The 21439-nt window shown below is 64.6% G+C and carries 28 protein-coding genes, 1 tRNA gene, 1 pseudogene and 1 riboswitch; of the genes and pseudogenes, 15 read left to right on the top strand and 15 right to left on the bottom strand.

What is annotated here, in order from left to right; all coding sequences use genetic code 11:
- Positions 1 to 25: 25 nt before the first annotated feature.
- Together NP80_RS16380 and NP80_RS16385 are read right to left on the bottom strand one after the other, a co-directional pair.
- Positions 26 to 859, bottom strand: coding sequence for a class II glutamine amidotransferase (locus NP80_RS16380; protein WP_012214048.1), 834 nt, complete (start codon positions 857 to 859; stop codon positions 26 to 28).
- Between the two features lie 97 nt (positions 860 to 956).
- Entirely contained in the window at positions 957 to 1286 is a 330-nt protein-coding gene (locus NP80_RS16385; RefSeq protein WP_006401580.1) for a carboxymuconolactone decarboxylase family protein, read from the bottom strand.
- A 128-nt stretch (positions 1287 to 1414) separates the two neighbouring features.
- On the opposite strand from NP80_RS16385, the gene NP80_RS16390 reads away from it, so the two are divergent.
- The 5 genes and pseudogenes from NP80_RS16390 (at position 1415) to NP80_RS16395 (ending at position 4418) form a co-directional block, all read left to right on the top strand.
- Positions 1415 to 2362, top strand: coding sequence for a cupin domain-containing protein (locus NP80_RS16390; protein ID WP_006409340.1), 948 nt, complete (start codon positions 1415 to 1417; stop codon positions 2360 to 2362).
- 95 nt (positions 2363 to 2457) lie between these two features.
- The gene (locus NP80_RS29775; RefSeq protein WP_226823112.1) at positions 2458 to 3204 is read left to right on the top strand and encodes a hypothetical protein; all 747 of its coding nucleotides are present in this window, start codon (positions 2458 to 2460) and stop codon (positions 3202 to 3204) included.
- Positions 3205 to 3216: 12 nt separating this feature from the next.
- Positions 3217 to 3279: pseudogene (locus tag NP80_RS30910) on the top strand (PAAR domain-containing protein); the annotation flags it as partial.
- Between the two features lie 186 nt (positions 3280 to 3465).
- Positions 3466 to 4170 (top strand): hypothetical protein, encoded by a 705-nt coding sequence (locus tag NP80_RS29780; RefSeq protein ID WP_080596170.1) that lies wholly within the window; start codon positions 3466 to 3468, stop codon positions 4168 to 4170.
- On the top strand, positions 4167 to 4418 hold the full coding sequence (locus NP80_RS16395) for a PAAR domain-containing protein (protein WP_006409345.1): 252 nt from the start codon (positions 4167 to 4169) through the stop codon (positions 4416 to 4418). Before NP80_RS29780 ends, NP80_RS16395 begins: the two co-directional genes overlap by 4 nt.
- 286 nt (positions 4419 to 4704) lie before the next feature.
- Here NP80_RS16395 and NP80_RS16400 read toward each other — a convergent pair.
- The 9 genes from NP80_RS16400 to NP80_RS16440 all read right to left on the bottom strand — a co-directional run bounded on the left by NP80_RS16400 (position 4705) and on the right by NP80_RS16440 (position 11221).
- A tRNA-Lys gene (locus NP80_RS16400) sits at positions 4705 to 4780 on the bottom strand.
- Between the two features lie 57 nt (positions 4781 to 4837).
- Positions 4838 to 5587 (bottom strand): tol-pal system protein YbgF, encoded by a 750-nt coding sequence (ybgF, locus tag NP80_RS16405; protein ID WP_006401574.1) that lies wholly within the window; start codon positions 5585 to 5587, stop codon positions 4838 to 4840.
- Between the two features lie 19 nt (positions 5588 to 5606).
- Positions 5607 to 6116 (bottom strand): peptidoglycan-associated lipoprotein Pal, encoded by a 510-nt coding sequence (gene pal / locus NP80_RS16410; RefSeq protein ID WP_006401573.1) that lies wholly within the window; start codon positions 6114 to 6116, stop codon positions 5607 to 5609.
- Positions 6117 to 6133: 17 nt separating this feature from the next.
- Positions 6134 to 7429, bottom strand: a complete 1296-nt coding sequence (tolB, locus tag NP80_RS16415; protein ID WP_006401572.1) for a Tol-Pal system beta propeller repeat protein TolB — start codon at positions 7427 to 7429, stop codon at positions 6134 to 6136.
- 109 nt (positions 7430 to 7538) lie between these two features.
- A complete protein-coding gene (gene tolA, locus NP80_RS16420) occupies positions 7539 to 8591 on the bottom strand; it encodes a cell envelope integrity protein TolA (RefSeq protein WP_006409338.1) in 1053 nt (350 codons plus the stop codon).
- Positions 8588 to 9037 (bottom strand): protein TolR, encoded by a 450-nt coding sequence (gene tolR, locus NP80_RS16425; RefSeq protein WP_006401570.1) that lies wholly within the window; start codon positions 9035 to 9037, stop codon positions 8588 to 8590. The genes tolA and tolR overlap by 4 nt, the downstream gene beginning before the upstream one ends.
- 10 nt (positions 9038 to 9047) lie before the next feature.
- Positions 9048 to 9725, bottom strand: a complete 678-nt coding sequence (gene tolQ / locus NP80_RS16430) for a protein TolQ (RefSeq protein ID WP_006401569.1) — start codon at positions 9723 to 9725, stop codon at positions 9048 to 9050.
- A gap of 163 nt (positions 9726 to 9888) precedes the next feature.
- Positions 9889 to 10374 carry a tol-pal system-associated acyl-CoA thioesterase gene (gene ybgC, locus NP80_RS16435; protein WP_012467499.1) on the bottom strand — a complete coding sequence of 162 codons (486 nt, stop codon included), beginning with the start codon at positions 10372 to 10374 and terminating at the stop codon, positions 9889 to 9891.
- A 100-nt stretch (positions 10375 to 10474) separates the two neighbouring features.
- On the bottom strand, positions 10475 to 11221 hold the full coding sequence (locus tag NP80_RS16440; protein ID WP_006406394.1) for an SDR family NAD(P)-dependent oxidoreductase: 747 nt from the start codon (positions 11219 to 11221) through the stop codon (positions 10475 to 10477).
- Positions 11222 to 11400: 179 nt separating this feature from the next.
- Positions 11401 to 11500: riboswitch (ZMP/ZTP riboswitch) on the top strand.
- A gap of 136 nt (positions 11501 to 11636) precedes the next feature.
- On the opposite strand from NP80_RS16440, the gene glyA reads away from it, so the two are divergent.
- The 7 genes from glyA to NP80_RS16475 all read left to right on the top strand — a co-directional run bounded on the left by glyA (position 11637) and on the right by NP80_RS16475 (position 16363).
- Positions 11637 to 12884, top strand: a complete 1248-nt coding sequence (glyA, locus tag NP80_RS16445; RefSeq protein ID WP_006401565.1) for a serine hydroxymethyltransferase — start codon at positions 11637 to 11639, stop codon at positions 12882 to 12884.
- 6 nt (positions 12885 to 12890) lie between these two features.
- Complete coding sequence (gene nrdR, locus NP80_RS16450; protein ID WP_006401564.1) at positions 12891 to 13370, top strand: transcriptional regulator NrdR; 480 nt, start codon at positions 12891 to 12893, stop codon at positions 13368 to 13370.
- A gap of 150 nt (positions 13371 to 13520) precedes the next feature.
- Positions 13521 to 14084 carry a GspH/FimT family pseudopilin gene (locus NP80_RS16455; RefSeq protein ID WP_006406393.1) on the top strand — a complete coding sequence of 188 codons (564 nt, stop codon included), beginning with the start codon at positions 13521 to 13523 and terminating at the stop codon, positions 14082 to 14084.
- Complete coding sequence (locus NP80_RS16460) at positions 14081 to 14497, top strand: type IV pilus modification PilV family protein (RefSeq protein WP_006401561.1); 417 nt, start codon at positions 14081 to 14083, stop codon at positions 14495 to 14497. Before NP80_RS16455 ends, NP80_RS16460 begins: the two co-directional genes overlap by 4 nt.
- Positions 14487 to 15329: a type IV pillus assembly protein gene (locus tag NP80_RS16465; RefSeq protein WP_006408668.1), complete on the top strand. Its 843-nt coding sequence runs from the start codon at positions 14487 to 14489 to the stop codon at positions 15327 to 15329. Before NP80_RS16460 ends, NP80_RS16465 begins: the two co-directional genes overlap by 11 nt.
- Positions 15330 to 15415: 86 nt before the next feature.
- Positions 15416 to 15913, top strand: coding sequence for a pilus assembly PilX family protein (locus NP80_RS16470; RefSeq protein ID WP_006406391.1), 498 nt, complete (start codon positions 15416 to 15418; stop codon positions 15911 to 15913).
- 6 nt (positions 15914 to 15919) lie between these two features.
- Positions 15920 to 16363: a type IV pilin protein gene (locus NP80_RS16475; RefSeq protein WP_006406390.1), complete on the top strand. Its 444-nt coding sequence runs from the start codon at positions 15920 to 15922 to the stop codon at positions 16361 to 16363.
- A gap of 64 nt (positions 16364 to 16427) precedes the next feature.
- Here the strand turns inward: NP80_RS16475 and NP80_RS16480 are convergent, their stop codons facing one another.
- From NP80_RS16480 to NP80_RS16490, 3 genes are all read right to left on the bottom strand, one after another.
- Positions 16428 to 16868 (bottom strand): DUF3318 domain-containing protein, encoded by a 441-nt coding sequence (locus tag NP80_RS16480; RefSeq protein WP_006401557.1) that lies wholly within the window; start codon positions 16866 to 16868, stop codon positions 16428 to 16430.
- A gap of 43 nt (positions 16869 to 16911) precedes the next feature.
- Positions 16912 to 17301, bottom strand: a complete 390-nt coding sequence (locus tag NP80_RS16485; RefSeq protein WP_006401556.1) for a phage holin family protein — start codon at positions 17299 to 17301, stop codon at positions 16912 to 16914.
- Between the two features lie 119 nt (positions 17302 to 17420).
- The gene (locus NP80_RS16490; protein WP_006401555.1) at positions 17421 to 17723 is read right to left on the bottom strand and encodes an ElaB/YgaM/YqjD family protein; all 303 of its coding nucleotides are present in this window, start codon (positions 17721 to 17723) and stop codon (positions 17421 to 17423) included.
- A gap of 316 nt (positions 17724 to 18039) precedes the next feature.
- Between NP80_RS16490 and NP80_RS16495 the strand changes: the two genes are divergently transcribed.
- Entirely contained in the window at positions 18040 to 18678 is a 639-nt protein-coding gene (locus tag NP80_RS16495) for a peroxiredoxin (protein WP_006401554.1), read from the top strand.
- A gap of 118 nt (positions 18679 to 18796) precedes the next feature.
- Here NP80_RS16495 and NP80_RS16500 read toward each other — a convergent pair whose 3' ends face one another.
- Positions 18797 to 19984, bottom strand: a complete 1188-nt coding sequence (locus NP80_RS16500) for an acyl-CoA dehydrogenase (protein WP_006406389.1) — start codon at positions 19982 to 19984, stop codon at positions 18797 to 18799.
- A gap of 76 nt (positions 19985 to 20060) precedes the next feature.
- Here NP80_RS16500 and NP80_RS16505 point away from each other — a divergent pair, with 76 nt between their 5' ends.
- Both NP80_RS16505 and NP80_RS16510 read left to right on the top strand, forming a co-directional pair.
- Positions 20061 to 20852, top strand: coding sequence for an IclR family transcriptional regulator (locus NP80_RS16505; protein ID WP_006406388.1), 792 nt, complete (start codon positions 20061 to 20063; stop codon positions 20850 to 20852).
- 143 nt (positions 20853 to 20995) lie between these two features.
- Positions 20996 to 21406, top strand: coding sequence for a GFA family protein (locus NP80_RS16510; RefSeq protein ID WP_006401551.1), 411 nt, complete (start codon positions 20996 to 20998; stop codon positions 21404 to 21406).
- Positions 21407 to 21439 lie beyond the last annotated feature (33 nt).

Genomic DNA, 21439 nt, shown 5'->3' on the forward strand with positions numbered 1-21439 from the left:
AGTTTATCTTACCGACATCCGTCTCCTACTTATGCCGAGGCGCAAACCCCATACGCCGAACCTCCGCGCCGTGCGCGACGATCGCCGTGCTCTCCGGCACTTGCTCCCACGCACCGCGCAGATCGACGAGCGGTTCCGACACGACCATGAACGCATCGTCGCCGGCTTCCGCGATCCGCGGATTATGTGGATACAGAGCGTGCAGGTGCTTGAACGACGTGCTGTGGAACAGCGACCGCGATTGCCGCTCGCTCGAGTAGCGCACCGCGATGATCCGTTCGCCGTCCGTCGCGCAGATCGTCATGTTCAGCGGCTCGGCGACGCGATGCCGAGCCGCGGTTTCCTCGACGATGCCGACCATCCGCTCGAGCGCCGGCAGCGGCGCCTGTTCGAGGCCGTACGTCAGCGCGAGCCGGAACATCAGTTCCGAATCGGTCGAGCCTTCGAGCGTCGGGAACAGCGCCGGATCGATCTTCATCGTCAGATCGCGACGCAGCTTGTGGAAATCGCGAATCAGTCCGTTATGCACGAACAGCCAGCGGCCGTGCCTGAACGGATGACAGTTGGTTTCCTGCACCGGCGTGTCGGTTGCCGCGCGGATGTGCGCGACGAACATCGGCGAGCGGATCGCGCGCGCCGCTTCACGCAGATTGCGATCGTTCCACGCGGGATGCACGGAGCGATAGCGGAACGGCAGTTCGTCGGGGTGCCCGTACCAGCCGATGCCGAAGCCGTCGCCGTTGGTCGTCGTCGCGCCGAGTTCGGAATGCAGGCTCTGATCGATCAGCGAATGCTTCGCGCGAAACAGCACGGTCTCGAGATGGATCGGGTTGCCCGTATAGGCGAGCCAGCGACACATGAAACGCTCCTTCGCGATGTATCTGTGCGCATGGTAGCCGAGTTCCATGCGCGGCCGGCGTGGCGCGAAGCCGTCGCGTCGCGCCGGCCGCGGCGCGTCAGTCGCCCATCGCGTCCATCACGCGCGCGGAGTAGACGAGCGCGGCGCCGGCATTGAGCGCGACTGCCACGCCGAGCGCTTCGGCGACTTCTTCCTTCGTCGCGCCGTGCTTCGCCGCCTCCGCGGTGTGCACGGCAATACAGCCGTCGCAGCGCGTCGTTACGGCGACCGCGAGCGCGATCAGCTCGCGCGTCTTCGCATCGAGATGGCCGGTTTTCGCCCCGGCGCCGGACAGCGCCTTGTAGCCGGCCAGCGTATCGGGCGACAGCTTCGCGATTTCGCCGATGCGCGTCGAGAGTTCCTTCCGGTATTCGTTCCAGTTCAGCATGATGCGTCCTTTGGAAAAGAGGTGAGGAGGGCGGCCGCAGCCGCAATCTTGGCGATGCAGGGCTATTCTGCGCGTTCGCACTGAGGCTTTCGATACGCTACAGTGTCGATTTTTAGCGCAATCGTCTCATGGATGCATTGAGTCAACTGTTATTGCTCGGGCGCAGCCACGTCGAGCTCGATCTGCGCTGTCTGCTCGACGGCGCGTTCGCAATGCCGCACGCATCGCTGCCGCCCGGCGAGGCGGCCTTTCATCTGGTGCTGGCGGGCAGTTGCCGGCTGCGTACCGCCGGCGGCCGTACGTTGCAACTGGCCGAAGGCGACTTCGTGTTGCTGCCGGGCGGCGACGCGCACGATCTGCTCGACGCGATCGCTGTCCGGTCGCGCGCCGCCGCGCCGTTGCGCGAGCCGGACCGCGACGGCGGCACGGTGCTGCCGATCAAGTCGAATCTGGGTGCAGCCGACCGGGATCGCGCGAGCGTGGATCTGCTCTGCGGCCGCTTCGTCTACGCACGCGGCGCCGGCGAATTGCTGATGCGGACGCTGCCGCGCATGCTGCACGTAGGTTTGCGCGACGGGCTCGCGACGGCGCCGCCGCTGCAGTGGCTGACGGATGCTCTGCGCAGCGAGGCGTCGAGCGCGCAGCCGGGCGCGCGGGCGATCGTGAATGCGCTCGGGCAGGCGTTGCTCGCGTATACGCTGCGCGCGTACGGGCGCGATACGCGGATGCCGTCGGGCTGGCTCGCAGTCGCGGCCGACGCGCGGCTCGGCCCGTCGGTTCTGGCCGTGCTGCAGGCGCCGGCGAAGCCGTGGACGGTCGAGTCGCTCGGCGACGCCGTCGCGATGTCGCGTGCGACCTATGCGCGGCATTTTCGCGAGAAGGCGGGGATGAGCGTCGGTGCATTTGTGGCGCAGATCCGGATGATGCATGCGTGCACGCTGCTGCAGGAGACGCAGCGCGGACAGGCGGAAATCGGGCAGGCGGTGGGGTATCAGTCGGAGGCGGCGTTCGGGAAGGCGTTTCGTGCGGTGCTCGGTACGACGCCAGGGAGGTGGCGGCGGGCGTGGAGGGAATAGGGGCATGTGGCTGTGGAAGGCCGAGATCGCGCGGATCGGGAAATTGCAGTGGTGGGAGCAGGCAGCCGGCGTTGAAGGGGTTTCCGAAGAAGGAGATGTTGGTCGCCAATGATTCCAGTCAGGCCGTTTTCTTGAAGGGCTGGCTTGACCGCGGTAACGATTACCTTCGGGTGGAATTCATGAATAATTTGATGCGCATTTTTATTATCCTGTGTTTTCTTATTGAATTCGGGGCTGCGATTGCGCAAGTGCCTCAGGCTGAGGGAAGCCCACTTCTTGGTGAGTGGCGGTATGTTTCTGCGCAACACGAAGGCAAGAAACCTTATTCCACATTTGTCATTCAGTTACATAGGTCTTCAGGCAATCAAGTTGCTGGCGCCTATTGCTTTGTCACAGAAGAGGGGCGGAGGGTTGATTGCAACCCCGACGGGGTAAGCAATTTGAGTGGCGTAATATCGCCGGACGGATTGCGTGCAACGATCAATTTCTTCTCGTTTTTTGGTGCAAAAGATGGGGTTGCAGATGTGTCGTTAAGCGATGGTAAACTGCACTGGAAGGTTATAAGAACTCCGGATGGTGATTTCTTTTATGGTCCATTCGATGTTTTTCTGATCAGGAATAAAAAGCCGTCCAAGAATAGGCCGGTCGTTTCTAATCGAGCCTATTTATATGCTGGGCCAACAAGCAAAAGTAAATCAAAGGCGTACCTAATAAAAGGGGATCAGGTCGAGCTATTGAATATTTCAGGTGACCTGAAGTTTTGGAGGATTAGATATACCACGACAGACGGAAGGACTATAGAGCGCTGGATTGAGTGTGGCACCGTCAACGCATGTCCATAGCGCAGAGCGAAGATGCTTAATCTGATTCGGGTAGGCGACGATACCGACCACGGCGGCAAGGTCGAAACAGGGTCAACTTAGATGCACTGTTGTAGATTCTTCGGTGCCGGTAGGTATGAAGCTCAAGGAAAAGTGCATCATGCACTAAAATGGAAGCTGCGCTCCGCGGCGATTTAAAATCGAAGCCGATGCGTAAAAGTTTGTCGAAAAATGCTTCAATCGATAACGCAGCGAATCGTGACTTCATTTCAATGACAGAATATGAGATTCATCGAAAAAGTCGCACTATTCACGTTCTTTGTGATGGCCTCGTGGACCGCATGCGCCTCACCGGGAGCTTGTAAGAATGAATTAAGAGAATTGGTGGTTCCTTCATTTCAGGATGTTGCAATGAATAAGAGCGACATCCAGGCTGAGATTGAGGATGAATCTAATGGAATATACAGCGTCAGGGCGTACGTCGCTGCGGATAGCCCCGACAATCTTGATAAGCAAGTATCCATCGGGTGGATAAATTTGGATACAAATTCGATGAAGGCACTGGACGTGACGCGCGACCCAGATCATCCGGACGAATTAAAGGTGGACGAGGAAAAATACCGAAAATTTCTCTCCGATTGCATTCGTGCATCATCTAAAACGGTGTCTATGTGTGATGACCACAACAATCGCACCTCGGAGACCGCCGTTCGCATACTACACTCAGAAAGTAAGATGACGGTAATCGGGAGCGGGCGACTTCAGTTTTATTCTGCCCCTGACTTATCGTGCAAAATTCCTGGTGTTTTTATTTTGCCAGGCGAACCTGTAGTAGCAGAAAAGAGCGATCGTGGATTTACATTTGTGGCTTACCGGTCGGCAAAAAAGGATGGCCCCGTTCTAGGTTGGGTAAGAAGTGATCGCCTGAAGCACAACGGCCCAGGAGCCACTCCACGGCAGCCAGCCAATAACGAGCAGACCAAATGATGAACCTAATCCGCATCGGCGACGACACCGACCACGGCGGCAAGGTGGAAACGGGCTCCACGACCATGCGTTTCGATGGTCGCTATGTTGCTCGCAAGGGCGATCGCGTTTCTTGCCCGCAGCACCCCGACGTATCACCGAACCTCATTGAAGAGGGCGACTCATCGATAACGGACGACGGCATTCCGATCGCGCGCCACGGCCATCGCGCTACGTGCGGCTGTCATCTGATTTCGAGTCTGGTCTAATCCGCTTGCGGCGTTGCGCCGCATGCAGTTCAGTCGGGGCACCGAGAAGCGCGTCCGTCAGATCGAGCAACTCGATTCGTCGCGCGCCGGGAGGGCTGATGTGGGTCGCTTCTCATGAGTCAACGACCAAATTGAATGGGGCTACCGGCTGCGGTAACCCACCGAAGCGCCAAGGAAGCACATCGTCAGCGATATGGACCGATGTGGATGTGGATAAGAACCACCCACAGACGCCGGAAATAGAAAAGGACTTACACGCCGAAGCGATGTAAGTCCTTGAATTCTTTGGTAGGCCGTGCAGGATTCGAACCTGCGACCAACGGATTAAAAGTCCGCTGCTCTACCAACTGAGCTAACGACCCAAAGAGCAAAAAATTATAGCGACGGATTGTGGGTTCGTCAACAACCCGCCGCGATAATTATTTGATCGACTCGAGCTTGCCCTGCGCCGTCTGCGCCGCGTTCGATCCCGCGTACTGCGACACGACCTGCTCGAACGTCTTCTTCGCGGCCGCCTTCTGGCCTTGCTCGAGCTGGTTCGTGCCGATCGCCACGAGGGCGTCGGCGGCGCGCGGGTGCTGCGGGTACTTGCTCACGATCGCTTGCCACGTCGCCGTCGAACCGCGGTAGTCGCGCAGCGCGTATTGCGCATTGCCGAGCCAGTATTGCGCGGTCGGCTGGTACGGGCTCTGCGGATACTTCGCGATGAAGCTGCGGAACGAAGCCGCAGCCGCCTTGAAGTTGCCGTTGCGGAACTGCTGCTGCGCCGCGTTGAGCGCATCCGTTTCACCCGGCTGCACGGTGCCTTCCACGCCGTCGATCGTCTTCTGCTGCGGCTCGAACTTCTTGAGACGCGTGTCGAGATCTTCGTAGTACTCCTTCTGCTGCCGCTCGAGCGTCGTCAGCCGGTTCGTCAGATCCTCGTTCTCGCCGCGCAGCGTCGCGACCTGCTGGTTCAGCTGGTCGAGGCGGGCGGATTGATCGAGGATCGTACGCTGGGCGGCCGACAACTGGTTCGCCAGGTTGTCGCTCTTGCTGCGCAGATCGAGCACGGCGCGGCGTGCTTCGTTGTCGTCGAACATGCCGGCGTGCGCCGGCGCGGCCGACCACGCCGCGCCGACGACGCAGAACGCTGCGACCGCGCGCAGCCAGGTTACACGGTGCGTCATACAGCGATTCTTCCGTTACTTACTGTTGGTAGACGAGATCGGCGCGGCGGTTCTGCGCCCACGACGCTTCGTCGTGACCCGTTGCTTGCGGCTTTTCCTTGCCGAGGCTCACGGCTTCCATCTGCGAATCGGCAACGCCGAGCAGCGCGAGCGCGCGGCGCACGGCTTCCGCACGCTTCTGGCCCAGCGCGAGGTTGTACTCGCTCGTGCCGCGTTCGTCGGTATTGCCCTGGATCAGCACGTGGCGCTGCGGGTGGCTCTTCAGATACTGAGCGTGCTGTTGCAGCAGCGGCTGATACTCGTCCTTCACCGAATAGCTGTCGAAGTCGAAGTAGATGCTGCGCTTCGCGAGCGGGCTGTTCGGATCGTTCAGCGGATCGACGTTCACTTGCGCGACGTTGTCGGCGCTCGGTTGCGTGCTCATCGCACCGGCGTTTGCCTTGTCGTCGAGCTTCACACCCGACTTACACGCTGCGAGCGCGCCGATCATCATCACGGCCAGGGCCAGACGAACTTTTTTCGACATCATGGTTACTCTCCTTGTGGTCATTGCATGAAGGGCCCCCACGACGGCTCACGAACCGAGCCGCCCTGGACGGACAGAATCTGCGGCGGCGCACTGCCGTCGGAAGGCACCGCAGCGAGCACGTTGCGACCGCCCGACTGCGTGGCGTACAAAATGTACTGGCCGTTTGCCGCGAAGCTCGGCGATTCGTCGCGATTCGTATTGGTGATAGCGTTCGCCGCGCCGGTTTGCAGATCCTGAACGTACAGCTTGAAGCCCCCGCCCGTACGGGAGATGTAAGCGAGCAGCTTGCCGTCCGGGCTCACGCGCGGACTCGTGTTGTAGCTGCCGGTGAAGGTCACGCGCTGCGCCGCGCCGGCGCTTTCGCCTTGCGCGGGCATCCGATAGATCTGCGGCGCACCGCCGCGATCGCTCGTGAAGTAGATCCAGTGGCCGTCCGGCGAGTAGAACGGCTCGGTGTCGATCGAGCTGCTCTGCGTGAGACGGCGCAGGCCGCCGCCGTTCGAATTGACCGAGTAGATCTGCGTGTTGCCCGTCAGCGACAACGCGACCGCGAGCGTATTGCCGTCCGGCGACCACGCCGGCGCGCTGTTGTTGCCCTTCTGGTCGGAGACCATGTAGCGGCGGCCGGTCGGCAGATCGTGGATGTAGACGATCGGCTTCTTGCGCTCGAACGACACGTACGCGACCTTCGTGCCGCTCGGCGACCACGCCGGCGAGATGATCGGCTCGGTGCTCGACAGCGCGATGCGCGCGTTCTGGCCGTCCGAGTCCGAAATCTGCAGCTGGTAGCGATTGCCGGTCTTGATCACGTACGACAGACGCGTCGCGAACACGCCGCGCACGCCGAGCAGCTTCTGGTAGATGTAGTCGGCGATTTTGTGCCCGGCCGTGCGCAGCGTCGTGTCGTTGGCGCTGAGCGACAGGCCGCCGAGGCTTTGCTGCTTCACGGTGTCGTACAGGATGAAGTTGATCTTGTACTGACCGTTGCCCTCGCGGTTCACGCTGCCCGCGACGAATGCGTTCGCACCTTTGGCCTTCCACGCGCCGAGATCGACCGAGGCCGTCTCGGGCACGGGCGTGCTGCCCGCGTCGATGTTGGTGAATTTGCCGCTGCGGGCAAGATCGGCACGGACGATCGACGTGACCTGCTGCGGCAGGCCTGCCTCATTCGCGAAGTTCGCGGTGGCGATGGGGAACTGGGTCGAACCGACGCCGGTGATCAGCACGTTGACCTGCGCGTTAGCGGCACTGCCGGCCGCAATCAGGCACGAGGCCACGAGTGCCCTGAAACCTAGCTTCGTCATCAAACTCATGCTTCTTGCTTCCCGTATGACATGGATCGCTGCGCAACCGCAGAGACTGTAAAAATACCCGATTCGTTCCCGTCGGACAGCGACGGCCGGAGTGTAAGCGCATTTCCCGTCACTCCGCCGCCTTGAAGGTAATCGTAATGTCCGGCGGGGTGCGACCGTTAGAATCGGGCGGCAACGGGACCGACGCCTGGATCGCATTGACCACGGCTTGATCCCACCCCGAATTTCCGCTCGAACGGCGGATCGATACGCTCAACACGTTACCCGACGGCGTGCAGCGGATCGCAACGACCGTCGTCAGGCCGGCACGCTCGCCGCCCCAGACGATATTCGGCTTCACGCGGCGGCGCACCTTGTCCGGATAGCCGGGCGATGCCGCATTGCCGCCGGCGCCCGAACCGGTGCCGCTCTTCGCGAGCCCTTCGCCGCCGCCTTCACCTGCACCGGCCAGGCCCTGCATCTGCGCGAGACGCGCGCGCCGTTCCTGGTCGAGCTTCGCCTTCGCGGCCGAATCGGCCTTCGCGCGCGCCGCTGCTTCGGCCTTCGCCTTTGCCGCGGCCTCCGCCTTGGCCTTCGCGGCCGCTTCCGCTTTCGCCTTGGCCGCCTGCTGCGCCTCGAGCTGCGCCTGCTTCTGCTGCTGGAGTTTCTGCTGTTCGAGCTTCTGCTGCTCGGCGAGCTGTTGTTGCTTGAGCTTCTCGGCCTGCTTCTGCTTTTCGCGTTCGGCCGCCTTCTGCGCGGCGAGCGCCGCCGCCTGCTGGGCCGCAAGCTGCTGGCGTCGCGCTTCCTCTTCCTCGCGTGCCTTTTGCTGCTGGGCGCGGCGCTGCTGCTCGAGCAGCGCTTCGCGTGCGGCCGCTTCCTGCTGACGCTTCTTCTGCTGAAGCGCGATGTCGGCCTGCTCGTCGCGAACCGGGGCAGGGGGCGGCGCGACCTTCGCAGGCGCCGGCGGTGTCACGACCGGACGCGGCGCCGCGACGTCGGGCACCTCCGTCCACAGTTCGGCTTCGGCGCCGGCCGGCGTGCTGTTTTGCCACTGCACGCCATGATAGAGAAACAGCGCGAGCAGCACATGCATCAGCGCGGCGAGCGCGAACGCGCGCCACGTGCCGCGCTCGCGCGGCGGCTGAGGCGGATAGGCGGTGCTGCGCGGGGATAACCGGTTCATTGCGATTTGACGAGGAGGCCGACGCGCTTGACGCCGCGCGCCTTCAGATCCGACATCACGGTCATGACTGCATCGTACTGCACGGTCTTGTCGGCTGCGATCACGACCGGCTGATCCGGGTGATCGGCCTGCCGGGCCGAAATGAAGCTGTCGAGCTCGGCCTTCGTCATCGTGTCTTCCTGCGTCGCGCCGGAGTCGCCCTTGTACTTGACGCTCATCGTGCGGTCGGCCTTGATGTTGACGACGACAGGCGGCGTCTGCTCCTGCGGCGCCGCGTTGCCGACGGTCGGCAGATTGATGATCGACGGGGCGACGAGCGGCGCCGTGACCATGAAGATCACGAGCAGCACGAGCATCACGTCGATGTACGGAACGACGTTGATGTCGGCCATCGCGCGGCGCGAGCGGCCGCCGCGCATGCTCGATCGAATGGGGGTGCCTGCCATCGCGTGCTCCTTACTGGGCCTGACGCTGGAGGATGTTCGAGAACTCTTCGATGAAGGTCTCGAAGCGGATCGCGAGGCGGTCGATGTCGTGCGCGTAGCGGTTGTATGCGACGACCGCCGGAATCGCGGCGAACAGGCCGATCGCGGTAGCGACGAGCGCCTCGGCGATGCCCGGCGCGACGTTCGCCAGCGTGGCCTGCTGTACGTTCGCGAGCCCGCGGAACGAGTTCATGATCCCCCAGACGGTGCCGAACAGACCGATATACGGGCTCACCGAGCCGACCGACGCGAGGAACGCGAGGTTCGATTCGAGCACGTCCATCTCGCGCTGGAACGATGCGCGCATTGCGCGCCGGGCGCCGTCGAGCACGAGGCCCGGATCGCTGAGACGCTTTTCCTTCGCCTTCAGGAACTCACGCATCCCCGACTCGAAGATCCGCTCGAGCGCACCGATCGTGTGGCGGTTGTTCGCGGCGCTCTGATAGAGCGCCTGCAGATCGCCGCCCGACCAGAAGTCCCGTTCGAAGCGCTCGGTCTGCGCGCGCGCGCGGCGGATTGCGAACCACTTGCGGAAGATGAAGGTCCACGACATCAGCGACAGCAGCAGCAGCAGCCCCATCACGGCCTGGGCCAGCACGCTCGCGTTGAGAACGAGGGAAATGATCGACAGGTCTTGAGAAGTGTTCATAGAGGTTTGAAGTAACGTCCCTTCGGGGTGCCCGGGGCGCCCGGTGTGCGTGCAGTGCGACGCGCCGGCGGGCGGGGCCGGAATGCGCCTGCCGCGCCTGAGGTCGAACCTTGCTTAGTATCGATTCAGAAAGGCGAGTTCATAGGCTTTGTCTAAACGGCGCTCATGCGAGCTTCGTTGACAGTTCGCCGGGCCCGGCATTCGCGACGGGCCCGCGTTGCAGCGCATCGAGCGCGGCCGGCGGGATCGCCGCGGGCCGGATGCCGGTGCGGTCGACGCAGCCGATGCGGATTTGCCCGGCGACGAGCAGCGTGTCGCCACGCCATGCTTCCTGTACGAATTCCACCGATGCGCGACCGATGCGTGCGGGACGGCTCGTGATCGTTAGCATGTCGTCGAGTCGCGCCGGCGCGCGGTAGTCGAGCGACGTGCTGCGGACGATGAAGAGCGCGCCCGTCTCGTCGGCGAGCCGACGCTGGTCGATACCGCACGCGCGCAGCCACTCGGTGCGGGCGCGCTCGAAGAATTTCAGGTAGTTGGCGTAGAAAACGATGCCGCCGGCATCGGTGTCCTCGTAGTACACGCGCACCGGCCAGGTAAAGCCGGAAGGCACGTCCGACGAGCGGGTAGGCTGAGTCATGGCGCGCATTCTACCGGAAGGGAAGGGTCCGATTCGCAACCGATTCGTAACGGAATGTAGTAGTCGCAGTACACCGCGGGCCGGCCGTCGGCCGGGCCCGCACGGCCATTCAGCCGCGATGCACGGTCGGGCCGCCCGGCGCCTGCGCGATCGGCATCAGCTCGATCGCGTTGACGTTCACATGGGCGGGACGCGTCGCAATCCAGTACACGGTGTCGGCGATGTCCTCGGGCATCAGCGGCCGCACGTTCGCGTACACATTGGCGGCTTTTTCGTTGTCGCCGCGGTAGCGGACGTTCGAGAACTCGGTGCCGCCGCACAGGCCCGGCTCGATGTCGGTCACGCGCAGCGGCGTGCCGAGCAAATCGGCGCGCAGGTTCAGGCTGAATTGTCTGACGAAAGCCTTGGTCGCGCCGTACACATTGCCGCCGGCATACGGGTAGGAGCCGGCGACGGAGCCGATGTTGAAGATGTGGCCGCGGCCGCGTTCGATCATGCCGGGCAGCAGCGCGTGCGTGACGGTGACGAGGCCCGTGCAGTTCGTGTCGATCATCGTGTGCCACTCGTCGAGGCTCGCCTTGTGGGCCGGTTCGACGCCGAGCGCGAGGCCCGCGTTGTTGACGAGCACGTCGAGCGCCGCGAACTCGGCGGGCAGGGCGGCCGGCACGGCTTCCACGGCCGCGCGGTCGCGCACGTCGAGCTCGAGCGGCAGCAGCGCATCGCCGAGCTCGGCGGCGAGCGCGTCGAGCCGCTCCTTGCGGCGCGCCGTGGCGACCACGCGGTGGCCGCCCTTGACGAAGGCACGGGCGATGGCGGCGCCGAAGCCGGCGGACGCGCCTGTGACGAACACGATCATTGCTGCTCCTGGTCGGTAAAAAAGTAGCGCGTAGTATCGCGCAAACGCGCCGGGATTGCCGCACCGCGACAACGGCGTCGCGTGCGCCGGACAAGGCGACTCGGTTCCGGCCCCGATTCTTCGTGCGGCCGGGGGCGCGGTTGCCTATTCATGGCGCATCCAATACACTAACGCGCTCATCACCCCTGCGTGACTGGCGATAGAACCCTCGGGTTCAAGGTGGAGCATCCCACCGTGAAGCGCAGGGCGCCGTTTTTGCCGTTCGCCTGGGCAGCCGTTGTGCGCCGTCGCGTGCATCGCCGGTGGCTGTCCTGCCTCGCGTCACTCGGATTCTTCCGCCACGTCGAGCTGGTCCTGCCAGCAGCGCAGTGTACTCGGCCACCCGGTCAACCTGTACACACTTAACGGAAACCGTATGTTTGACAGAGCCCAAAGCACCATCGCGAACGTCGATCCCGAAGTCTTTGCAGCGATCGAGCAGGAAAACCGTCGCCAGGAAGAGCACATCGAGCTGATCGCGTCGGAAAACTACACGAGCCCGGCCGTGATGGCCGCGCAGGGCTCGCAGCTCACGAACAAGTACGCGGAAGGCTATCCGGGCAAGCGCTACTACGGCGGGTGCGAGTACGTCGACGTCGTCGAGCAGCTCGCGATCGACCGCGTCAAGCAACTGTTCGGCGCCGAAGCGGCCAACGTGCAGCCGAACTCCGGCTCGCAGGCAAACCAGGGCGTGTTCTTCGCGATGCTCAAGCCGGGCGACACGATCATGGGCATGAGCCTCGCGCACGGCGGCCACCTCACGCACGGCTCGCCGGTCAACATGTCGGGCAAGTGGTTCAACGTGGTCAGCTACGGGCTGAACGAGAACGAAGACATCGACTACGAAGCGGCCGAGAAGCTCGCGCAGGAGCACAAGCCGAAGCTGATCGTCGCGGGCGCGTCGGCGTTCGCGCTCAAGATCGACTTCGAGCGTCTGGCGAAGATCGCGAAGTCGGTCGGCGCATACCTGATGGTCGACATGGCGCACTACGCGGGGCTGATCGCCGCCGGCGTGTATCCGAACCCGGTGCCGCACGCCGACTTCGTCACGACGACCACGCACAAGAGCCTGCGCGGCCCGCGCGGCGGCGTGATCCTGATGAAGGCCGAGTACGAGAAGCAGATCAACTCGGCGATCTTCCCGGGCATCCAGGGCGGTCCGCTGATGCACGTGATCGCGGCGAAGGCCGTGGCGTTCAAGGAAGCGCTGTCGCCGGAGTTCAAGGCCTATCAGCAGAAGGTGGTCGAGAACGCACGCGTGCTGGCCGAGACGCTCGTCAAGCGCGGCCTGCGGATCGTGTCGGGCCGTACCGAAAGCCACGTGATGCTGGTCGACCTGCGTGCGAAGAACATCACCGGCAAGGCGGCGGAAGCCGCGCTGGGCGCCGCGCACATCACCGTGAACAAGAACGCCATTCCGAACGATCCGGAAAAGCCGTTCGTGACGAGCGGCATTCGTCTGGGCTCGCCGGCGATGACCACGCGCGGCTTCGGCCCGGCCGAAGCGGAGCAGGTCGGCAACCTGATCGCCGACGTGCTCGAGAACCCGGAAGACGCAGCGACGATCGAGCGCGTGCGTGCTCAGGTCGCCGAGCTGACCAAGCGCTTCCCGGTCTACCGCTGATCGACGATGCGCTGCCCGTTCTGCCGGCACGACGACACGCAGGTAGTTGACTCGCGTGTGTCCGAAGATGGCGCCGCGATTCGCCGGCGCCGTCGCTGCTCGGCTTGCGACAAGCGTTTCACGACGTACGAACGGGTCGAGCTGGCTCTGCCGTCCGTCGTGAAAAAGGACGGCAGCCGCACCGAATTCGACCGTCGCAAGATCGTCGCCAGCATGCAACTCGCGCTGCGCAAGCGGCCCGTTGCTGCGGATGCGATCGACGCGGCGGTCGCTCGCATCGAATATCAACTGCTCGCAACCGGCGAGCGTGAAGTCCGTAGCGAGAAGCTCGGCGAACTCGTGATGAACGAGTTGCGCGGCCTCGATACGATTGCCTATGTCCGCTTCGCATCGGTGTATCGCCGGTTCGAGGACGTGTCCGAATTTGCCGACGTGATCGAAGAGTTCCGTCGCGCCTCTCCCGCCAAGCCTCCGCGTAAGCGCTGACGCGCTGCGTCCGTTCATCGCCTGCTCCTGTCGTTCAGTTCGCGCCGATTGTGTCGGTTGCACGCGCTCGCCGTCAGTCGGCCGTTCGGCATATGGTGCGCGTCGCCGCACGTCGCTAGAGTCGTTGCATCACGTTGGCGGAGCGCGGCGATGGAACGGTGCGGGCAGGCAGGAATGAAAGGCGGGCGACACGTCGGCGGCTTCACGCTCGTCGAACTGATGGTCGCGATTGCGATTGCGGCCGGTCTCGGCCTCTACGCCGTGCCCGTCTTCGATCAGTGGCGGATGCGCGAGCGTGTCGATGCGCGCGCTCGCACATTGCTCGGTGCGCTGTCGTTCGCGCGCGCCGAGGCAACGCGTCTCGGCGTACGCGTCACGCTCTGTCGTGCCGACCGCAACGGCGGTTGTCTGCACGCCGCGCAGCGCTGCGGGTCGGCCGAGTGGTCATGCGACTGGGTCGTCGCGGGCGAGCTCGAAGGCGCGTTGCGCGTGTTGCGGCGCTATCCGCAGGATCGGGAAATTGCCGTGGCGGGCGCCGCGCAGGAACTGGCTTTCGTGCCGCCCGCGGGGCAGGTGATCGGCGGAATCCGGCGCTTCGAATTGCGTCCGCGGCGCGATGTGCCGGCGCTCGATGGCGCGCGCCTGTCCCGCTGCGTACGACTTGCGGCGGGCGGCCGCGCGCGCCTGTCGACCGGCCGGTGCGACGCGGCATGATCGCGGCGCGCAACCGGTCGCGCGGCACGTCGCTGCTCGAAGCGATGCTGGCGATCGCGCTGCTCGCGATCGTGATGCTGGCGGTGGCGGGCAGCCAGCTCGCGATGGCGCGTGCGCAGCGGGCGACGGTATGGCGCGAGCGTGCGCTGTGGCTTGCCGACGCGCGCCTCGAATATCGGCGTGCCGCTCGCGGCGCGGACGGTGGCGTCGCGACGTTGTCGGCTGCATCGTTGCCCGGCGGTTCGACTGCGATTGCGAGCGGGCCCGGCGGCGTGCAATTCGCGATCGTGGCCTGGCGCGGCGAGCGTACCGTAGCGCCTTCGCAGGCGCAGTGCGGGAACGCGATTCCCTCGGCGCAGCCGCCATCATGCGTGCGCATTCCGTTTCGGGAGGTCGATGCGGATGAACGCTGAACGCCGGATGCGTGCGCATACGCTGCTCGAAGTGCTGATCGCGATGCTCGTCGGACTGCTCGTGCTGGCCGCAGCCGGCGCGCTGTATCACGCTCAGCGCATCGCACAGCGGCGCGCAGACGATGCATTCACGCTGCGCGATGCGGCGGGAACCGCGCTGATGCTGATCGGCCAGCAAGTCCAGATGGCCGGGTTTCGTCCGCTGGATGTCGGTGCATCGTCGTCTTCGTCGTCGTGGTCGCCGGTGTTCGGCTGTGCGTCCGCGCGCATGCGAGGCGACGCTGCGCAACTGCAGTGCGATTCCGTCCGGCAATCGTCCGACGCGCTGCTCGTGCGCTATATCGGCGATGCCGTGTCGACATGGCCGACTGCGAGCGGGCACGTGTCCGATTGTCTGGGGCAGGGTGTCGGGACGCCGGGCGAACGGCCGCTCGTCGCCAATCGTTTCGACGCGCACGTCAGCCCTTCGACCGGCGAACCGGAACTGTACTGCGAGGGTAGCGGCCGGGCCGGCGTCCCTCAACCGGTGGTGTCCGGTATCGAGCAGTTGCGCGTGCGTTATCTGCGGCGCGGCGATACGCAGTTCGTCCGTGCGGATGTCATGCGGGCGGACGATTGGCGCAACGTCGTCGCCGTACATTTATGCGTGCAGGCGCGCGGCGAAGCGATGCATGCGCGCGTTCGGTACACCGATTGTGACGAACGCGTATCCGTGGCGCGAGACGGGCGCGCGCGTGTCGCGTTGCACCGCATCGTCGCGCTGCGCAATGCGTCCGTGCGGTCCGACGATAGAGCGTCGCCCGCTGGACCTGCACGCGAGGACTCGCAATGACGCCCGGGGCAACGAGTACACGGTCTGGTGCGGGGCGCGGTCGCAGTTCCCGGCATCGCGACGCCGGGCTCGCGCTGCCTGCCGTGATGGCGGTGAGTGCAGCGGTCGCAGCGTTGACCGCCATCTGGTTCGAATCCGCGTTGACGGAGTCGCGTCGCACGCGCGCGCTGTCCGACCGCTTGATCGCGTTCCATGCGGCCGATGCTGCGCTCGGCGCGTGTACCGCCGCGTTGTTGCGCGGTACTGCACGCTACTCGAGCGCACACGCGTCGCGGGGTGAACTGCAAGGTGAGCCGCACGGCCAGCCTCAACGCGAGCCGACCATGTGGCAACGCATGCCGGCGCTCGCGCATCCCGATGCGTTCTCGCCATTCGCCGATTGGCCGATGGCCGCGCAGCCGCCGCGTTGCCTGATCGAGGCGTGGCCCGATGCCGATCCGCCGGACGGTCGCGCTTATCTAATCACCGCACGCGGCGTCGGCGCGCAGGCGTCGAGCGCGGTCTGGCTGCAAACGCAGCTCGCCGTGCGCGGAGGCCGTGTCGTCGCGCAACGCTGGCGTCGCGTTGCGGCGCTGCATCGATGAGCGAGCATGCATATGGCACGACGAACGGGATTTACGTTGCTGGAGCTGATGATCGTGCTCGCGATCGTCGGCTTGTTTGCCGGATGGGGCATTCCGTCGTATCGCGACCATATGGCGCGCGTTCATCGCGCGTCCGCGGTATCGGCGCTCTATCGGGCGGCGCATTATCTCGAGACCGAGACGCTGGACGTCGGGCTGCCGCGTACGGTGCCGGAAGCACTCGCGCACGCACCTCCGGACGGCCGTCCCGTCTATCGGATCGCGTTACGCCCGCCGCAACAGGGCGACGCCGCTGCGGCCGCTGATGAACTGAACGCAATGCCGCTCGACACTGGGCCGATGCGCGACGATGCATGCGGCACATTCATCTTGCGTTCGGACGGGACGAAGGGAAACCGGAAGCGCGACGGCACCGACGAATGGGAACCCGCCTGCTGGGGCGTACGTTGAACGCGATCGACATGCGCAGTGCGACGGATGCATCCGACGCGCATGCCCGATCGCCGCGCCGGGCTCAGTCGCGCAACGTATCGACCTGGCGTTCGCCGCGCGACTGCTTCCAGATCCGATACGCTTCCCACGCGGCGAAGCCGAGCGTGCCCCACTTCAACGCCGGGCCGGCGCTTGCACGCAATAGCGAGCGCATCGGTTTCGCGAGCACGAGCGATGCGACCGAGCTCAGCATCGGATACTGGTTCAGGAGATTGCCGAGGCTCGCGTTCAGCGTTTTCGCGGAATGGCTGAACTTGCCGCTCGACAGGCCAGGGATGAAGACCTTGAGCCAGCTGAAGCGCGTGACCGCGTGCCGCATTTCGGATGCGGCCTGCGCGAGCTCGAGCCGTTCGACTTCGGATTGCAGGATCAGCAGCTCCTTGCGGAGCGCACGACGTTGCGCGGCGTTCCATTTCGACCGCGACGAAGGAGGGCGGCGTGTGCCCGTGTCATTCTGGTTCATGGCGCGTCGGCGAAGTGGGTGACGAGGATGAACGCGCGAGCGTTCACGACTTGCCGCGGAACAGCTCGCGGTCTTTCTCGAGTTCGGCCAGCGTCGCGTCGAACACGGTCGGCGCATCGCGCAGGCCCGAGCGCGCCTTCAGCGCACAGACGATGCCGCCGATCGCGTACAGCGCGGTGATCCCGGCGAGCGATTGCCAGCGGTACGTGTCCCAGAACGCGATCGCGATCAGCACGGTCAGGCTGATGAGCGCCATTGTCGCGAGCATCATCGCCGCGAGCCCGAGGAACAGCACGCCCATCAGGCGTTCCTTCTCCTCGGCCAGCTCGATGCCGACGAGCTCGAGACGCGTTTGCAGGAGGGCGATCGCCGAGCCGACGAGGCGGCGCAGCGGTCCGTGGCCGGACGCCTGCGAGGTGGTGTCTGTCGTCATGGATGATTGGCTTGCGCGTGCAATAGGCGGCTGGGACCGAGCCGGCCGGCGGCGAACCGCCGGCCGGGCTTCGGCATCCTGCGGGCCGCCGGGCGGCCCGCGAGACGGAACGGCGCGCGTTACTTGCGGTTGATCAGCAGACCGATCAGCACGCCGACGCCGGCCGCGATACCGATCGAGGTCCACGGATGCTCATGCACGTAGTCGTCGGTCGCGCGCGCGGCCTTCTTGCCTTTCTCGACCACGACGACCTGGACGTCGGCTGCCTTTTCCTTGGCCTGCTTCAGGCGAGACATGGCCTTCTCGCGCAGCTCGGCCGCACGGTCGCCCGTGCTGCTCGCGGCTTGCTTGAGCAGGTCTTCGGCGTCCGCGAGAACGGTTTTGATATCCGACATCAGTTTCTCCTTGTTGATTTCCGACATTGCAACTCCCTTCGTGCTGTCATGCTGCAGGTTCACATCGTAGCGAAACGCCTGCTTGCTGGCGAGCCGGGAAGACGCACGGCGGCAGTGCCAGACCGAATGGTAAACGACTCGTAATCCCTAACAGAGCGGCAAGCAACCGAAAAAGTTTCGCCAGCACCCGCGATCGTCGTCCGACCGATCGAAAAAATGACAAAAAGATATGAATATCAAACGTAATAATCGTTCGCATGGCCCATTGCTTCCCGTAAGCTGATGGACTGTCCCGCGCCGACCGCGCGCGGTTTCAACTTGCATCGTTCGAGGAGGGAACACCATGAGTCTGCGTCTTGGCGACATCGCACCGGATTTCGAGCAGGAATCGAGCCTGGGCCCGATCAAGTTTCACGAGTGGCTCGGCGATAGCTGGGGTGTCCTGTTCTCCCATCCGGCCGACTACACGCCGGTGTGCACGACGGAACTCGGGCTGACCGCGAAGCTGAAGGACGAATTCGCGAAACGCAACGTGAAGGTGATCGCGCTGTCGGTCGACGGCGTCGAATCGCACAAAGGCTGGATCAACGACATCAACGAAACGCAGTCGACGGTCGTCGGTTTCCCGATCATCGCCGATGCGGATCGCAAGGTCTCGCAGCTGTACGACATGATTCATCCGAACGCGAACGAGACGCTGACGGTGCGCTCGCTGTTCGTGATCGATCCGAACAAGAAGGTGCGGCTGATCATCACGTATCCGGCCAGCACCGGCCGCAATTTCGACGAAGTGCTGCGCGTGATCGACTCGCTGCAACTGACCGACAACTACAAGGTCGCGACGCCCGGCAACTGGAAGGACGGCGACGACGTCGTGATCGTGCCGTCGCTGCAGGATCCGGAAGAACTGAAGAAGCGCTTCCCGAAGGGCTTCAACGCGGTGCGTCCGTATCTGCGTCTGACGCCGCAGCCGAACAAGTAAAGCCATCGTCGCGCGCCGTATCGGCGGCATGCACAAAACGGCCCGCCCGGCAGTCATGCCGGGCGGGCCGTGTCGTTTCCGCCCATCGCGTGTAATACGGACACGCTGCGCCGATTGCTCAGAAGAATGCCTGGATGCCGGTTTGTGCGCGGCCGAGAATCAGTGCGTGGATGTCGTGCGTGCCTTCATACGTATTGACCACTTCGAGGTTCACGAGGTGGCGTGCAACGCCGAATTCGTCCGAGATGCCGTTGCCGCCGAGCATGTCGCGCGCGAGCCGCGCGATGTCGAGCGCCTTGCCGCACGAATTGCGTTTCATGATCGACGTGATTTCGACCGCCGCCGTGCCTTCGTCCTTCATCCGGCCCAGCCGCAGCACGCCTTGCAGGCCGAGCGTGATTTCGGTCTGCATGTCGGCAAGCTTTTTCTGGATCAGCTGATTCGCGGCGAGCGGGCGACCGAACTGCTTGCGATCGAGCACGTACTGGCGCGCGGTATGCCAGCACGATTCCGCGGCGCCGAGCGCGCCCCATGCGATCCCGTAGCGCGCCGAGTTCAGGCAGGTGAACGGCCCGCGCAGGCCGCTGACGTTCGGCATCAGGTTTTCCTCGGGCACGAACACCTCGTCGAGCACGATCTCGCCCGTGATCGACGCGCGCAGCCCGACCTTGCCGTGGATCGCCGGCGCCGACAGCCCTTTCCAGCCCTTCTCGAGGATGAAGCCGCGGATCGTATCCTTGCCGTCCTCGTCGAGCTTCGCCCAGACGACGAACACGTCGGCGATCGGCGAGTTCGTGATCCACATCTTCGCGCCCGACAGCGAGTACCCGCCCGGCACCTTCTTCGCGCGCGTGACCATGCTGCCCGGGTCCGAGCCGTGGTTCGGCTCGGTCAGCCCGAAGCAGCCGATCCACTCGCCGGTCGCGAGCTTCGGCAGATATTTCTCCTTCTGCGCGTCGGAGCCGAACTCGTAGATCGGCACCATCACGAGCGACGATTGCACGGACATCATCGACCGATAGCCCGAATCGATACGCTCGACCTCGCGCGCGATCAGCCCGTAGCTCACGTAGTTCAGCCCGGGGCCGCCGTATTGCTCGGGAATCGTCGGGCCGAGCAGGCCGACTTCGCCCATCTCGCGAAAGATCGCGGCATCGGTGCGCTCGTGGCGAAACGCCTCGGTGACGCGCGGCGCGAGCTTGTCCTGCGCATACGCGTGCGCGGCGTCGCGCACCATGCGCTCGTCCTCGGTCAGTTGCTGATCGAGCAGCAGCGGATCGTCCCAATGAAAAGTTGCAGCGCTCATCGTGTCATCTCCTCACTTGACTGGAGTTCCGCTATGCGGAACAATGTTTTGCAAATTGATCCCAGTGTAGCATCGGATGACACTTTCAACCATCGACGACACCGCGATCGACGAGCGCAAGTTCGTCGTCGCGCTTGCGCGCGGGCTCGACTTGCTGCGGGCGTTCCGGCCCGGCGAGACGATGCTCGGCAATCGCGACTTCGCGGAGCGCACCGGCTTGCCGAAGGCGACCGTGAACCGGCTCGCGTACACGCTGACGGTGCTCGGCTATCTGCGCTACGACGAGACGCTGGGCAAGTATGCGCTCGACGCCGGTGTGCTGTCGCTCGGCTATGCGCTGCTGTCGGGCGCCGGCACGATCGACCTCGCGCGGCCGCACATGCAGGCGCTCGCACGCGAGATCGGGGCGGCCGTGTCGCTCGGCTGCCGGGACGGGCTCGACATGATCTACCTGGAGACGATCCGCAGCGAAACGGCGCTGACGCTCGGGCTGGCGCCCGGGTCGCGGCTGTCGATGCTGACGAGTTCGATGGGCCGCGCCTATCTGGCCGTCCAGCCCGACGACGTGCGGCGCGCGCTGTACGCGGAACTGCACAAGGCGGCCGGCGGCGCGGACGATGCGGATGCGCTGGTCGCCGCGGCGCAGGCGGCGGTCGCCGAATTTCCGGAAAGCGGCTGCTGCTATTCGTTTCGCGCATGGCACGCGGACGTCAATGCGGCGGCCGTGCCGTTTCGCGAACCGCGCGAAGGGCGCTGGTTGATTCTCAGTTGCAGCGGGCCGGCGTCGTCGATGGGCGAGGAGGTGTTCCGCACGCAGGTCGGGCCGAAGCTGAGGGCGCTCGCGCAGCGGCTCGGGCAGACGCTCTGACGAACGGCCGCGTGAGACCGCGGCGGCGCCGTTCGGCGGCGGATCGGCGAAATCGGCAGACGCGGCGGGCCCGCGGTTGCGGACCGAGCGGACCGCGCTCATCATCGTTCGTCCGTCTACCGACTTCGACGACGAGGAACACGATGACTGCATCCGACACGCTCGACGGCGGCTGCGCATGCGGCGCGATCCGCTACCGGATCGCCGGTGTGCCGACCGACGCCGGCTTCTGCCATTGCCGGCTCTGTCAACGAACGACAGGCGCGGCGGTCGTCGCGTCCGCATCGGTGCCGATCGGCGCGTTCGCATATCTGCAGGGCGAGCCGGTCGTCTATGCGTCGAGTGCGTGGGGCGAGCGGCGTTTCTGCGGCCGTTGCGGCGCGCAGCTCGAGTACCGGCGCCGCGACGCGCCGCAGACGGTCGAAATCAACACGGCGACGCTCGACGATCCGTCGCGGCTGCAGCCGCGCTGGCACGTCTGGTATGCGGACCGGTTTCCCGGCATCGAGATCGGCGACGATCTGCCGAAGTACGCGGACGGCGGCCGCGACTGACACGGCCGCGCGACGCGCCCGATTCGCGTGCGG

Origin of the sequence: Burkholderia multivorans ATCC BAA-247, from assembly GCF_000959525.1 — a bacterium.
Taxonomy (GTDB): domain Bacteria; phylum Pseudomonadota; class Gammaproteobacteria; order Burkholderiales; family Burkholderiaceae; genus Burkholderia; species Burkholderia multivorans.

Bases quoted from the DNA above. Each gene is read 5' to 3' on its own strand.
- NP80_RS16490 (WP_006401555.1), bottom strand. From the start codon at position 17,723: ATGTCGGAAATCAACAAGGAGAAACTGATGTCGGATATCAAAACCGTT.
- tolB (WP_006401572.1), bottom strand. From the start codon at position 7,429: ATGAGTTTGATGACGAAGCTAGGTTTCAGGGCACTCGTGGCCTCGTGC.
- NP80_RS16380 (WP_012214048.1), bottom strand. From the start codon at position 859: ATGTGTCGCTGGCTCGCCTATACGGGCAACCCGATCCATCTCGAGACC.
- NP80_RS16485 (WP_006401556.1), bottom strand. From the start codon at position 17,301: ATGACGACAGACACCACCTCGCAGGCGTCCGGCCACGGACCGCTGCGC.
- NP80_RS16385 (WP_006401580.1), bottom strand. From the start codon at position 1,286: ATGCTGAACTGGAACGAATACCGGAAGGAACTCTCGACGCGCATCGGC.
- NP80_RS16500 (WP_006406389.1), bottom strand. From the start codon at position 19,984: ATGAGCGCTGCAACTTTTCATTGGGACGATCCGCTGCTGCTCGATCAG.
- NP80_RS29780 (WP_080596170.1), top strand. From the start codon at position 3,466: ATGAGATTCATCGAAAAAGTCGCACTATTCACGTTCTTTGTGATGGCC.
- NP80_RS16480 (WP_006401557.1), bottom strand. From the start codon at position 16,868: ATGAACCAGAATGACACGGGCACACGCCGCCCTCCTTCGTCGCGGTCG.
- NP80_RS16395 (WP_006409345.1), top strand. From the start codon at position 4,167: ATGATGAACCTAATCCGCATCGGCGACGACACCGACCACGGCGGCAAG.
- NP80_RS16470 (WP_006406391.1), top strand. From the start codon at position 15,416: ATGGCGGTGAGTGCAGCGGTCGCAGCGTTGACCGCCATCTGGTTCGAA.
- tolR (WP_006401570.1), bottom strand. From the start codon at position 9,037: ATGGCAGGCACCCCCATTCGATCGAGCATGCGCGGCGGCCGCTCGCGC.
- ybgC (WP_012467499.1), bottom strand. From the start codon at position 10,374: ATGCGCGCCATGACTCAGCCTACCCGCTCGTCGGACGTGCCTTCCGGC.
- NP80_RS16475 (WP_006406390.1), top strand. From the start codon at position 15,920: ATGCATATGGCACGACGAACGGGATTTACGTTGCTGGAGCTGATGATC.
- NP80_RS16440 (WP_006406394.1), bottom strand. From the start codon at position 11,221: ATGATCGTGTTCGTCACAGGCGCGTCCGCCGGCTTCGGCGCCGCCATC.
- tolA (WP_006409338.1), bottom strand. From the start codon at position 8,591: ATGAACCGGTTATCCCCGCGCAGCACCGCCTATCCGCCTCAGCCGCCG.
- ybgF (WP_006401574.1), bottom strand. From the start codon at position 5,587: ATGACGCACCGTGTAACCTGGCTGCGCGCGGTCGCAGCGTTCTGCGTC.
- NP80_RS16460 (WP_006401561.1), top strand. From the start codon at position 14,081: ATGATCGCGGCGCGCAACCGGTCGCGCGGCACGTCGCTGCTCGAAGCG.
- NP80_RS16510 (WP_006401551.1), top strand. From the start codon at position 20,996: ATGACTGCATCCGACACGCTCGACGGCGGCTGCGCATGCGGCGCGATC.
- pal (WP_006401573.1), bottom strand. From the start codon at position 6,116: ATGATGTCGAAAAAAGTTCGTCTGGCCCTGGCCGTGATGATGATCGGC.
- NP80_RS16465 (WP_006408668.1), top strand. From the start codon at position 14,487: ATGAACGCTGAACGCCGGATGCGTGCGCATACGCTGCTCGAAGTGCTG.
- NP80_RS16455 (WP_006406393.1), top strand. From the start codon at position 13,521: ATGGAACGGTGCGGGCAGGCAGGAATGAAAGGCGGGCGACACGTCGGC.
- NP80_RS16390 (WP_006409340.1), top strand. From the start codon at position 1,415: ATGGATGCATTGAGTCAACTGTTATTGCTCGGGCGCAGCCACGTCGAG.
- tolQ (WP_006401569.1), bottom strand. From the start codon at position 9,725: ATGAACACTTCTCAAGACCTGTCGATCATTTCCCTCGTTCTCAACGCG.
- glyA (WP_006401565.1), top strand. From the start codon at position 11,637: ATGTTTGACAGAGCCCAAAGCACCATCGCGAACGTCGATCCCGAAGTC.
- NP80_RS29775 (WP_226823112.1), top strand. From the start codon at position 2,458: ATGTTGGTCGCCAATGATTCCAGTCAGGCCGTTTTCTTGAAGGGCTGG.
- nrdR (WP_006401564.1), top strand. From the start codon at position 12,891: ATGCGCTGCCCGTTCTGCCGGCACGACGACACGCAGGTAGTTGACTCG.
- NP80_RS16505 (WP_006406388.1), top strand. From the start codon at position 20,061: ATGACACTTTCAACCATCGACGACACCGCGATCGACGAGCGCAAGTTC.
- NP80_RS16495 (WP_006401554.1), top strand. From the start codon at position 18,040: ATGAGTCTGCGTCTTGGCGACATCGCACCGGATTTCGAGCAGGAATCG.